This window comes from Flavobacterium sp. TN-1 (genome assembly GCF_052828645.1).
In genome coordinates, this window is record NZ_CM128253.1 from 3,100,322 (window position 1) to 3,113,833 (window position 13,512).

Sequence of the window (13,512 nt, forward strand, 5' to 3'; positions counted from 1 at the left end):
TTTATTACTTTTTTGTAAGAATATTAACTCGAAACATTTGTTTTTCTAATTTTAATTACAATTATCTATTTTTGTACTGAAAGAATTGAATTTTAAATTAATGAAATTAGAATATTATTTAGACAGAATAGAAGAAGTCGCAGCTCAGGTTTTAGCTTCTAATCCTGAGAAAGTCATCCTTTTTAATGGCGAAATGGGAGTTGGAAAAACAACTTTTATAAAAACTTTATGCAAAGTTTTAGGAGTACAAGAAGCAACCAGTAGTCCTACTTTTAGTTTAGTTAATGAATATCAAACTAATTATAATGAAATCGTGTATCATTTTGATGTTTATCGACTAAAATCACAAGTTGAAGCCTTAGATATGGGAATAGACGAATATCTTTATTCTGGTCATTGGTGTTTTATAGAATGGGCCGAAAAAATAGCCGATTTAATTCCTGAAAAACATACTGTTATTTCTATTTCAACTTTAGAGGATGGTAAAAGAATACTTCATCTAAACCCTTAAAATCCATATAAAAACAATGAACTATTTTAAAAAACATAATTAATTTCAAACATTCAATCATATAAAATAGTTCTTATTTTTAAATTCAACTAACAAATGAAGTTTTGTAACTTATACAGATTTAGAATTCAAAATAAAACAAAAGGTAATTTTGTTCCCATTAAGATTTTTTCGTAATTTGTTCCTATATAAAATATCATCATGGCCATTACTCCTTTTAGCAAAAAAGAGTTACTTCCACAAGAAGAAAAACTGGAAGTTACCAAACACAAAAGCGAACTTTTTATTGGTATTCCAAAAGAAACCGCATTTCAAGAGCGACGCATTTGTTTGACACCTGATGCTGTCAATGCAATTGTTAGTCATGGTCATAGAGTCCTAATTGAGGCAGGAGCTGGTAAAAATGCTAGCTATAGCGATAAGGATTATAGTGATGCAGGAGCCGAAATTACTAACGATACCAAAAAAGTTTTTGCTTGTCCTATGATTCTTAAAGTAGAACCTCCTACTCAAGAAGAAATAGAAATGATGAAATCTCAAACAATTCTTATTTCAGCATTACAAATAAAAACGCGTAAAAAAGAATATTTTGAAGCTCTCAAAAAAAAGAAAATAACAGCTCTTGCTTTTGAATATTTAAAAGATGATGACAATTCTTTTCCTGCTGTTAAGTCTTTAAGTGAAATTGCAGGGACGGCCTCAATTCTAATAGCAGCAGAATTAATGACCTGTAACAAAGAAGGAAACGGGTTGCTTTTTGGCAATATTACAGGAGTAAGACCCACTGAAGTTATCATTTTAGGAGCTGGCACTGTAGCGGAATATGCTGTTAAAACGGCTCTTGGTTTAGGTGCTTCGGTAAAAGTTTTTGATAACTCAATTACCAAATTACGACGTTTACAAAACAACTTACAACAACGTATTTTTACCTCAACAATACAAAACAAAACGTTACTAAAATCTTTAAGAAGATGTGACGTAGCTATAGGTGCAATGCGAGGCAAACACAGAACGCCTGTTGTAGTAACCGAAGACATGATAGGGCACATGAAAAAAGGCTCTGTAATAGTAGATGTTAGCATAGATACTGGAGGTTGTTTTGAGACTTCAGAAATTACAACACACGAAAACCCTACTTTTGTAAAACATGGTGTAACGCATTATTGTGTCCCGAATATACCTTCCCGTTATGCAAAAACAGCATCTCTTTCTATTAGTAATATTATAACGCCTTATCTACTACAAATTGCAGATGACGGAGGAATAGAAAGCGCTATACGCTGTGACTCAGGACTAAGAAATGGGATTTACTTTTATCATGGAATTTTAAGTAACAAAACGATAGGTGAATGGTTTAGTTTAACTTATAGAGATATTAACCTAATCGTATTTTAGTTCATAAGATTTACTACTTTTGCAAAAAAAAATTAAATGAGTACATTTACATATCGCTTAGCTTATTATTTGTTTGGTGTATTAGGAGGTAGCATTGTATTATTTTTTGTTTTAAATCAAAAAAAGACAAGCTGTAGTTATTTCCCAAATGATCGCGTTTTAAACAACTTACGTTCAAAACCATTTCATTACTCAAAAGAAGCTTCTCAAATTTTATCAGAAAAATGGATTGATACCACTGATATTAAAAACACTTTAACTTATGGTGATGTAGATTTTAGCAGAAGTAACATTCAAACTAAATCAGGTGGAAAACGCTACATAATAGAAGGGTTTACTACTAAAAAACAGTCTATTGAATTAGAAATAGAAAACTTTGAAGATAAAGCTGTTTTAAAAAATATTACTAAAATTAAATAAAAATATAAAACGGGTTTGTATAAAAATTTATTTTCATCAAACCCGTTTTTTAAATACCTTATTTTTCCTTGTTTCTTTAAGGTTTATTTAATTCAAAGAAAACTACTGAATCATTATCCCATTTTTTTTTCAAGTACAAAATCATCCATAACGTACCCCTCACCTATTTCAATTACTTCCTCTTTTATTATTTCAAATCCTATTTTTTTATAAAAATACAATGCTTTATTATATTTATTAACATTTAAATAGAGGTATAAATTATGGGCTTTTTTGGCTCTATTTTCTATCTCATTTAACAAGAGTCTACCTATTCCCTTTCCTTGTAAATTTGGAAGTATATAGATTTTATGCAGTTTTGTCTTTTTAGCTTTTGAGTTTATTTCATAGGAAGCAAAACCTAAATATTGGGAATCATTTTTTACTAATAAAAATTTCTGGTTAGTATTCATTTGTAATAATAAATTATCTTCATTATAAAACGAATCCAGCATGTATTCTATTTGTTTTAGATCTAAAATTTCACCGTAAGTATCAGGCCAAATAGTATAAGCTAAATTCCTGATTTTTTCTATATCTTTCGTTTGTGCTTCAATAATTTTCATTTTTTTTAATAATGTGAAAAAGGATAGCTAAAAAACATTTAAATTTACGATTACTCCATTGAATTATCTTATAATTTAAAAAAATTAAATAATATTTACTTATATGTGAGGTAAGAAACGTATGTTTATCTTAAAAAAATCACCTAGTCCTTTCTATCTTAAACTCACGAGCTAGTAATGTATTTTTCAACAACATAGCAATTGTCATAGGCCCCACACCTCCTGGAACAGGGGTTATATAAGATGCTTTTTTAGAAACATTTTCAAAATCTACATCTCCTTTTATCACATATCCTTTTGGATTGGTTTCATCGAGTACTCTTGTAATTCCAACATCTATAATTACTGCATCATCTTTAATCATTTCTGCTTTCAAAAAACCAGGCACTCCTAAAGCAGAAATAATAATATCAGCTTGTGATGTAATTTGATTAATGTTTTTAGTATGACTATGAGTTAAGGTGACTGTTGAATTTCCTGGAAATCCTTTTCTTCCCATTAAAATACTCATTGGTCTTCCAACAATATGACTACGTCCAATAACTACTGTGTGTTTTCCTTTTGTTTCAACATTATAGCGTTCTAATAATTCTAAAATACCAAATGGTGTAGCGGGAATAAAGGTTGACATATCTAATGCCATTTTTCCGAAATTTTCAGGATGAAATCCATCTACGTCTTTACTGGGATCAATTGCCATTAAAATTTTTTGTGTATCAATTTGTTCTGGCAGGGGTAACTGAACTATAAAACCGTCTATTTCGTCATTTTCATTTAATTCTTTTATTTTTTTAAGCAACTCTGTTTCAGAAGTAGTACTAGGCATTTTAATTAAAGTAGATTCAAAGCCAACTTTTTCGCATGCTTTTACTTTACTTCCTACATAGGTTAAACTAGCACCATCATTTCCTACAATCAAAGCGGCTAAATGAGGTACTTTTTCTCCTTTTGCTTTCATTGTTTGAACTTGTGCTGCTATTTCATTTTTGATGTCTTCAGAAACTTTTTTCCCGTCTAAAATTTGCATTATTATTTTTTTTGTGTGTTGTGTTTTAATTTAAATTAAAATAAAAAGGCGCGAAAACACGCACCTTTTTTTATTTCATTCCTGGAAGTCCTCCTTTCATTCCTCCCATCATTTTCATTAATTGTTTTCCTCCTGGACCTTGCATCATTTTCATCATTTTACTCATTTGATCAAATTGTTTTAACAACTGATTTACTTCCTCTATTTTTCTACCTGATCCTTTGGCTATTCTATTTTTACGTTTAGTATCAATTAATGAGGGTTTACTTCTTTCTGCTGGTGTCATAGAGTAAATAATAGCTTCAATGTGTCTGAAAGCATCATCTTCAATTTCTACATCTTTTAGGGCTTTACTTGCTCCTGGTATCATACCTACAAGATCTTTCATATTCCCCATTTTCTTAACTTGTTGTATTTGAGCTAAGAAGTCATCAAAACCAAATTCGTTTTTAGCAATCTTACGTTGTAATTTACGAGCTTCTTCTTCATCGTACTGTGCTTGGGCACGTTCTACTAAAGACACAACGTCTCCCATTCCCAAAATACGGTCTGCCATACGTTCTGGATAAAACACATCAATAGCATCCATTTTTTCACCTGTACCAATAAATTTAATAGGTTTGTTAACAACGGATTTAATTGATATAGCAGCACCTCCACGTGTATCTCCATCTAATTTCGTAAGAACAACTCCATCAAAATTTAAACGATCATTAAATGCTTTGGCTGTATTGACTGCATCTTGACCTGTCATTGAGTCTACTACAAACAAGGTTTCATTTGGTGTAATTGTTTTATGAACATTAGCAATTTCTGTCATCATTTCTTCATCAACTGCTAAACGTCCTGCTGTATCGACTATAACTACGGTAAACCCATTTGATTTAGCGTATTTGATAGCATTTTGTGCTATTTCAACTGCATTTTTATTTTCTGGTTCTGAATATACTTCTACACCTATTTGTTCTCCTACAACATGTAGTTGGTTAATAGCTGCTGGACGATAAATATCACAGGCAACTAATAGGGGTTTTTTATTTTTCTTTGTTTTTAAGAAATTAGCTAATTTACCTGAGAAAGTTGTTTTTCCTGAACCTTGTAAACCAGACATCAAGATAACAGAGAAATTTCCTGATAGATTAATTCCTTGCGCATCACCTCCCATTAGCTCTGTTAATTCATCTTTTACGATTTTAACTAATAACTGCCCTGGTTGTAAGGTTGTTAATACATCTTGTCCTAATGCTTTTTCTTTTACTCTTGTTGTAAAATCTTTTGCAATTTTAAAATTAACATCAGCATCAAGCAACGCACGACGCACCTCTTTTAAGGTATCCGCAACATTTACTTCTGTAATTTTACCGTGTCCTTTTAATATATGAAACGCCTTATCTAACTTCTCTGATAAATTATTAAACATAATTCCTTATTTTTTTAGAAGTTGCAAAGATACTATAATTAAGAATTATCTAAAATTTTTAAAAATAATTTTTAGATTTTATTTTTTTATTTAATCAAATATTCTTTATAATATAACTAAAGATAGGGTAAATTAGTTTCTATAAAAAGAATCTTTTAATGATATAAATTCACTTCAAAAAAAAACCGTCTGTTTGTGTTCAGACGATTTTATTTTTTTATATTACATAAAATATTTTTATGCTAATTTATTTTTTTGATCCCCATATTCCATAATGTAAATGCTTGTATATCTACATTTTCATTTATAGTAGCGGAAACTGATTTTCCAGCTCCATGTCCTGCATTTATATCAATACGTATCAAAGTGGGGTTTGTTCCTGATTGCTTATCTTGAAGTTCTGATACAAACTTAAAACTGTGTGCAGGCACTACTCTATCATCATGATCTCCCGTAGTTACTAAGGTTGCTGGATATTTTACTCCTTTTTTGACATTATGTATTGGCGAATATTTTTTGAGATACTCAAACATTTCTTTACTATCTTCTGTTGTTCCATAATCGTACCTCCATCCTGCTCCTGCGGTAAAGGTATGATAGCGTAACATATCTAACACTCCAACGGCTGGCAAAGCTACTTTCATTAAATCAGGACGCTGTGTCATGGTTGCTCCTACTAATAAACCTCCATTAGAACCTCCTCGAATTGCTAAAAAATCACTAGATGTAAATTTATTTTTTATGAGATATTCTGCTGCTGCTATAAAATCATTAAAAACATTTTGTTTTTGCAATTTAGTTCCTGCTATATGCCATTTTTTACCATATTCACCTCCTCCACGCAAATTGGCTACGGCATAAACTCCTCCATTTTCTAACCAAAGTGCATTTGAAACACTAAAATTAGGCATTAAACTTATATTAAATCCTCCGTATCCATATAATATAGTTGGATTTTTCCCGTTTAATTTAGTCCCTTTTTTATATGTTATAATCATTGGAACTTTTGTTCCATCTTTAGATTTATAAAACACTTGTTTTGATTCATACAGATCACTCTGAAAGTCTACTTTAGGTTTCTGATAAATAGCCGTCTCTCCTGTTTCTGGATTTAAAGAATAAATACTATTAGGAGTGTAATAATTAGAAAAAGAAAAATATAATGTTTTATCTTTTGGTTTTCCAGCAAAACCACTTGCTGAACCTATTCCTGGCAATTTAATTATGCGTATTAAGTTTCCTGAAAAATCATATTGTTTTACCATAGAAACGGCATCTTGTATATAGTGTGTAAAAATATATCCAGCTCCCACCGTGGAAGTTAATACATCCGTGGTTTCTTTTATCAAATCTTTCCAATTTTCTTGTTTTGGATTTGATAAATCAACTGTCACAATTTTTTTATTGGGTGCTTTATAATCCGTTGTTATATAAAAAACATCTTCTTTATTTTCTATTACATCATTATCTGAATCAAAATTATCTACTAAGGTTATAATGGGACTATTATTTTTCCTTAAGTCTTTTATATATAATTCATTACCATAAGTTGAATTAGATGCTGTTATGACTAAATAATGATTATCTCTTGTTACAAATCCTCCTACATATAATCTTTTTTTATCTAAACCAAAAACTATTTGATCATTTTTTTGTTTGGTTCCTAATTTATGATAATACAACTTATGTTGATCCGTTTTAGCTGATAATTCACTTCCTTTGGGCTTGTCATAACTGGAATAATAGAAACCCTCATTTTTATACCAAGAAACTGCACCAAATTTTACGTCTATTATTTTGGTATCTAATATTTTTTTGGTTTTGGCATCTATAATAATTATTTCTCTCCAATCTGATCCTCCTATAGAGATTTGATAAGCTACCTTACTTCCATCTTCTGAAAAGTTGACAGCTGCTAAGGATGTTGTTCCATCTTTAGAAAATGTATTAGGATCTAAAAATACTTCTTCTTTTCCGTGCTTATCTTTTCTATATAAAACAGATTGATTTTGCAAACCATTATTCTTATAATAATAAGTATAATCTCCTTCTATAAATGGGGAACTAATTTTTTCATAATTCCACATTTTTTCTAAACGCTCTTTCAATACAGCCCGATAAGGTATTTGATCTAAATATTTATAGGTAGCGGTATTTTGAGTCTTCACCCATGCCTCGGTCTCTAAGGAACGATCATCTTCAAGCCAACGATAAGGATCCTGAATAGCTGTTCCAAAATAGGTATCAACATGTTCCTTTTTTTTTGTTTCAGGATATTCCATAGAATTCATGTTTATTTTAGATTGTGCTATAGCCCCCAAACTAGTAGCCAAAATCACTGTAGATGTTAAAACTTTCATTTTTTAATTTATTTTAAACAAAAATACGTTTTCAAATGTTAGAAATACGTTAAAAAAAAGGCACTCTTTAAGAAAAGAGTGCTTTTTTGTCCAAAAATGAATTATTTTACAGTTTAAAATTAATTCCCAGTACAATATTTCTTCCCATATTTTGAATATTATCTGTCTTTAAACGAGACAGATGGGCTATATATTTTTGATTTAATATATTATTTGCTACAACATTCAAATTAAAATTTAATTTAAAAACAGAAAAATCACCTCCTAATCCAAAATTTAATAATGAGTAAGAGGATGTATTTTTTTCAAAAGTAGAAATATTATTTTGAGCAAAATTTGTTTCATAGTTAGCTAAAAGATAACCTTCTTTTATTGTCTTATTTATATTATATTGGGCTTTTATCGTATTCATCCATTTGTTTGCGGGTATTAATGGTAAAAATTCGTCATTTTGTTTTTTACCTATTACCATTTCAAAACTAGAAGTTATATGCAACCAGTCTATAGGATGCGGGTGTAAATGCACTCCCATTTCTCCTCCATACAATTTAGCATTTGTCTGTTCATAAGTATAAACATCTTTGTCATCTATACGATCACCTGTTGGAGCTATATAGATATAATTTTTTATATGGTTATAAAACCCATTAGCAAATAATTCGATATGAGAATTTCCGTATTCTAAATTCAAATCTGCTTGAATATTTTGTTCATTTTTTAAATCTTCGTTTCCTTTTTCATAACGATTACTTCCTTCATGCACTCCGTTAGATGTAAGCTCAGCTAGATTAGGTGCTCTAAATCCAGTAGCTAGATTTAATCTCATAATAAAATTATCAAACAAATTTGTTTTATAACCTAAAGACGCATTAATACTTCTAAAATTTTTATCAATGGGCTTAAAATATCCTTCTTCGCCTTCTTCTCCATGTAAATCTGTTTTTACATTTCTTTTATCAAAACGAATTCCTGCTTGTAAAACTTTTTTATTCCAAGTATACATAGACGTTATCAAAACACCTAGATCATTTGTTTTTGCATCAGGTATTAAAAGTTCTTCTCCAGAGTTCTTATTAGTTTGATACATTCCTTGCACACCTACAATTGTTTCAAGATTGCCTATTTTAGGAGTGTAATATTTTAGATTATAATTTAGTGTCTGTAAATTCATATTCAATGAAGCTATTGGTGAATTTTCAAATTCTTTTCTTTTATTAGCCACATATCCTATTTCGGCTTCTAATTTTGAATTATTTAAAAATAATGTATTATTCCAGCTGGCTATTTGACCTATTATTAATTGTTTGGGATCAAGCGTTTTTTTAGACAAACTTTGCTCACTCAATTCTTCTGGCAAGCCTAAATCTAGATTATTAATATTATATCTTAATACAGATGAAAATCTTGAATGATAATATCCTAAAGCTATTTTAGCATCTGTTTCATTAAAACGTGAATTAGTTACTCTTTGATTTTCTCCTGTCAAATAATCTGAGTGTGTATTATGTGCTCCTCTAATAGAAAATTTCCAATGTTCACCTGATGATTTCAAGCCAAAACCTGTAGAACTTCCCTGAGTATTACTGAAATATTTTTGAGAAAAATGAGCGGCGTAAGCGCCTGATGGTGCAAATTTTTCTGGATTAAAATACAAGACCCCTCCTAAAGCATCTGAACCATATAATAGAGAAGCGGGTCCTTTTATAACTTCAACACTCTCTACACCGCTATCACTCAAGCCTAAACCGTGTTCTTCTCCAAACTGTTGATTTTCTAATCGTACACCTTGTGAATATACTAAAACACGATTGCTACTTAATCCTCTAATCACAGGTTTACCTATTGATACTCCTGTTGACACGTTAGAAATACCAGGTATTGTAGCAATATTTTCCATTAATGTTGCTCCTCCTTTTTGTTGTAATGCCTTTAATGAACTATGTTCTACTTTCATTACATTTTGGCTCTGAGCTTTATTAAATGCGGTAGAAACAATTACTTCTTCTATATGATGTGTATGTTCTTCTAATAAAACAACATCATAGGTATTCTCTTTTTTATTCAACATCACTATTGAGGTATAAACATCGTAATTTGGATGTGATAAAATAATTGAAAAAACTCCTGATGCTAATTTATCTATTTTAAAGTTCCCAAAATCATCTGTTATTGTTTCTTTGTGCAGTTCAGGAATTGAAATTGATACTCCTTTTATTTCTTCTTTATTTATGTTTGTAACTTTTCCTTTCAGAATATTTTGACTATATACAATAGCATTAAGCCCCAATAATAGGGCTATTATTTTTTTTCTCATTTAAGTTGGAATATTTTTATTGTTAATATGTGGGATATATAATAATTTAAACAATAAAAAATGGAGGCGCTCTGGTATTTTGTAAACTGCCATTGAAAAAACTTACTTTCTCAATATAACCAAACAAATACGCAGTATTGTAATCTATTGATTCAAATTCAATAGTAGGTAATACAAAATTTAAGTAATCACCAAAAGAATAATGGCAAACAAAACAGTCATCAAAATCTTGGTGACTATGTGAAACAACCGTATGCGAATGATCATACTTATGTTTACAATGGGGTGTCCTTAATTGTTCTATTAAATGTTCTAATGAATGCAAAGATTGGAATGCTAAGACAAAGCCTAACACTCCTAGTAGCAAGAAACTAACTATATTTATCTTTTTATTCATTTAACAAAAATAAACAATCCTTTTTTAATAACGAAAAAATATCTGTTTTTTTTAAACAAATCACAAAACTTGTCCTATTTCTTTTTTAAGATACGCAAGAGCTACCGATGTAGGAGATTCTTGATGGGATAACTGACTTACGATAACTTGACGTAAATCATCAGCATTTTTTATTTTTTCGTTTTTGGCATTTTTTTGAATGTTATGTATAACTGTATTCTTTGCAGTTAAAATAACATTCCAACAATTATCTGTTAAATAGATTTGCTGTGTAATATTATGTTCTAGTTCTTGCTCTATATGATCTATTAAAAAAACAGCATACAGCATTTTATCTTCACTCATTGGGGCTACTCTCATTAATAATTTAGAAGGATTAATACGTTCTAAAAACAAAGCCATTCTTTCGTATGCTTGTAATTTTAAAGGTAAAGAGTCTTTTTGATTTTCTTTTTGTAACAACCAATAGCGCATATTTTGTTGATCTTTGAAATATGCTTGAAAAAAATAATAAGCAACACCTGCTGTCACTACAGAAGGAATTGTATACGCAGCAATCTCTAATATGTTTATTGAACTCATTTTTTAAAAATACTTTTTATTAATTTATGATGTGAATACAAATAAACTCAAAAAAATTATTGTAATCCAATTTTAGTAGCAGTATTTTTGACCCTTTGATTTTTGGTTATGATTCAAGAGATAATAGAAAAACTAAATGATGCACAAAGAGCGCCTGTTTTACAAAAAGAAGGTGCCATGATTGTAATTGCTGGAGCTGGTTCGGGCAAAACACGTGTATTAACAGTTCGTATTGCTAACTTGATGAGTCAAGGAGTAGATGCTTTTAATATTTTGGCCTTAACTTTTACAAACAAAGCAGCTCGTGAGATGAAGGTCCGAATTGCAAGTATTGTAGGAAATAATGAAGCCAAAAACCTGTGGATGGGAACCTTTCACTCTATTTTTGCAAAAATTCTACGTATAGAATCCGAAAAACTAGGCTATCCTTCTAACTTTACTATTTACGATTCTCAAGACTCTGTGCGTTTGATAGGACAAATTATTAAGGAAATGCAATTAGACAAGGATATTTATAAACCCAAACAAATATTAAGTAGGATATCACAATACAAAAATAGTCTTGTTACAGTAAAAGCATACTTTAATAATCCTGAATTACAAGAAGCCGATGCCATGAGCAAAAAGCCTCGATTAGGTGAAATTTATCAAAATTATGTTGAGCGTTGTTTCAAATCAGGAGCTATGGATTTTGATGATTTGTTATTAAAAACCAATGAACTTTTAACTCGTTTTCCTGATGTCTTGATGAAATATCAAGATCGTTTCCGATATATTTTAGTAGATGAGTATCAAGATACTAATCATTCTCAATATTTAATTGTTAAGGCACTCTCTGATCGTTTTCAAAATATTTGTGTTGTGGGAGATGATGCTCAAAGTATCTACGCTTTTAGAGGAGCTAATATTAATAACATCCTAAATTTTCAAAAAGACTATGAGAATGTGCAAATGTATCGTTTGGAACAGAATTACCGTTCTTCAAAAAATATAGTAGAAGCAGCAAATAATGTTATTGATAACAATAAAACGAAACTTGATAAAGTAGTATGGACTGCTAACGATAATGGTCCTAAAATAAAAGTACACCGAAGTTTAACCGATGGTGAAGAAGGAAGATTTGTAGCATCTAGTATTTTTGAAGACAAAATGCAAAATCAAAAAAAGAACAGTGATTTTGCTATTTTATATCGTACCAATGCACAATCTCGCGCTATGGAAGACGCATTGCGAAAACGAGATATTCCTTATAGAATTTATGGAGGTCTCTCTTTTTATCAAAGAAAAGAAATTAAAGACGTACTTTCTTATCTAAGATTAGTAGTAAATCCTAAAGATGAAGAAGCATTAGTACGCGTTATTAATTATCCTGCCCGAGGCATTGGCGATACTACCGTAGAAAAATTAACCGTAGCCGCCAATTATTATAAACGTTCCATTTTTGAAGTTATGGAACACGTTGACAAAATTGATTTAAAATTAAATTCAGGTACAAAACAACGAATAAGTGATTTTGTAACCATGATCAAAAGTTTTCAGGTCATCAACGAAAATCAAGATGCCTTTTATCTAACAGAACATGTTACTAAAAAAACGGGACTCGTTCAAGAACTAAAAAAAGACGGAACCCCTGAAGGTATTGCCAGAATAGAAAATATTGAAGAATTACTAAATGGTATTAAGGACTTTATAGAAGGACAAAAAGAAGTGGATGGAGCTAGAGGTGCTTTATCTGAATTTTTAGAAGATGTAGCTTTAGCTACGGATTTAGACAATGATACAGGCGATGATGATCGTGTAGCATTGATGACTATTCACTTAGCCAAAGGACTTGAGTTCCCTACTGTTTTCATTGTAGGTATGGAAGAAGATTTATTTCCTAGTGCTATGAGTTTAAATACTAGAAGTGAACTAGAGGAAGAAAGACGACTTTTTTATGTAGCTCTCACACGAGCTGAACATCAAGCTTACTTAACCTATGCTCAATCTCGTTATAGATGGGGTAAATTAATAGATTCAGAACCTTCTCGTTTTATAGAAGAAATTAATTCCCAATATTTAGAATTTTTGTCTCCTGTAGAAACAAATTATCGTTACAAACCTACTATCAATGCTGATATTTTTGGAGAAGTAGACAAATCCAAACTACGCTTACAAAAACCTATTGCGGGTACACCTCCTAAACAAATTAACACAGAGCCAACATCTAACCCTGCAATTAGACGCTTAAAGCCTTTATCTAATCCTACATCAGGATCCGAAATTAGCAATACAACTAACAATACAGGTTTAACAATTGGTAATATTGTTATGCACGAACGATTTGGTAAAGGACAGGTATTAAATCTTGAAGGTGTTGGAGCAGATAAAAAAGCAGAAATACGTTTTGAAATTGGAGGTATTAAAAAATTATTATTACGTTTTGCTAAATTAAACATAATAGGATAAAATTTAAGAAATACACGTTTTATCCTTTATTAT

10 protein-coding genes are annotated in these 13,512 nt (G+C 30.4%); 4 read left to right on the forward strand and 6 right to left on the reverse strand.

What is annotated here, in order from left to right:
• The first annotated feature begins 100 nt into the window (after positions 1-100).
• The 3 genes from tsaE (at position 101) to ACUXZJ_RS13980 (ending at position 2,326) form a co-directional block, all read left to right on the forward strand.
• Positions 101-511 carry a tRNA (adenosine(37)-N6)-threonylcarbamoyltransferase complex ATPase subunit type 1 TsaE gene (gene tsaE / locus ACUXZJ_RS13970; RefSeq protein WP_060382570.1) on the forward strand — a complete coding sequence of 137 codons (411 nt, stop codon included), beginning with the start codon at positions 101-103 and terminating at the stop codon, positions 509-511.
• Positions 512-712: 201 nt separating this feature from the next.
• Positions 713-1,906 (forward strand): alanine dehydrogenase, encoded by a 1,194-nt coding sequence (locus ACUXZJ_RS13975; RefSeq protein WP_063743027.1) that lies wholly within the window; start codon positions 713-715, stop codon positions 1,904-1,906.
• A 36-nt stretch (positions 1,907-1,942) separates the two neighbouring features.
• Positions 1,943-2,326 carry a DUF4258 domain-containing protein gene (locus ACUXZJ_RS13980; protein ID WP_060382572.1) on the forward strand — a complete coding sequence of 128 codons (384 nt, stop codon included), beginning with the start codon at positions 1,943-1,945 and terminating at the stop codon, positions 2,324-2,326.
• A gap of 113 nt (positions 2,327-2,439) precedes the next feature.
• On the opposite strand, the gene ACUXZJ_RS13985 is transcribed toward ACUXZJ_RS13980, so the two are convergent.
• The 6 genes from ACUXZJ_RS13985 to ACUXZJ_RS14010 form a co-directional block, all read right to left on the reverse strand.
• Positions 2,440-2,931 (reverse strand): GNAT family N-acetyltransferase, encoded by a 492-nt coding sequence (locus ACUXZJ_RS13985; protein WP_063743028.1) that lies wholly within the window; start codon positions 2,929-2,931, stop codon positions 2,440-2,442.
• A gap of 139 nt (positions 2,932-3,070) precedes the next feature.
• The gene (locus tag ACUXZJ_RS13990) at positions 3,071-3,958 is read right to left on the reverse strand and encodes a bifunctional 5,10-methylenetetrahydrofolate dehydrogenase/5,10-methenyltetrahydrofolate cyclohydrolase (protein ID WP_060382574.1); all 888 of its coding nucleotides are present in this window, start codon (positions 3,956-3,958) and stop codon (positions 3,071-3,073) included.
• A gap of 70 nt (positions 3,959-4,028) precedes the next feature.
• Entirely contained in the window at positions 4,029-5,378 is a 1,350-nt protein-coding gene (gene ffh, locus ACUXZJ_RS13995; RefSeq protein ID WP_060382575.1) for a signal recognition particle protein, read from the reverse strand.
• Positions 5,379-5,620: 242 nt separating this feature from the next.
• A complete protein-coding gene (locus tag ACUXZJ_RS14000) occupies positions 5,621-7,738 on the reverse strand; it encodes a prolyl oligopeptidase family serine peptidase (protein WP_446195281.1) in 2,118 nt (705 codons plus the stop codon).
• A gap of 106 nt (positions 7,739-7,844) precedes the next feature.
• On the reverse strand, positions 7,845-10,052 hold the full coding sequence (locus ACUXZJ_RS14005; protein ID WP_446195283.1) for a TonB-dependent receptor: 2,208 nt from the start codon (positions 10,050-10,052) through the stop codon (positions 7,845-7,847).
• A gap of 457 nt (positions 10,053-10,509) precedes the next feature.
• Positions 10,510-11,031 (reverse strand): DUF7935 family protein, encoded by a 522-nt coding sequence (locus ACUXZJ_RS14010; protein ID WP_060382579.1) that lies wholly within the window; start codon positions 11,029-11,031, stop codon positions 10,510-10,512.
• 108 nt (positions 11,032-11,139) lie between these two features.
• Between ACUXZJ_RS14010 and ACUXZJ_RS14015 the strand changes: the two genes are divergently transcribed.
• Positions 11,140-13,479 carry an ATP-dependent helicase gene (locus tag ACUXZJ_RS14015; RefSeq protein WP_262914950.1) on the forward strand — a complete coding sequence of 780 codons (2,340 nt, stop codon included), beginning with the start codon at positions 11,140-11,142 and terminating at the stop codon, positions 13,477-13,479.
• Positions 13,480-13,512: the final 33 nt, after the last annotated feature.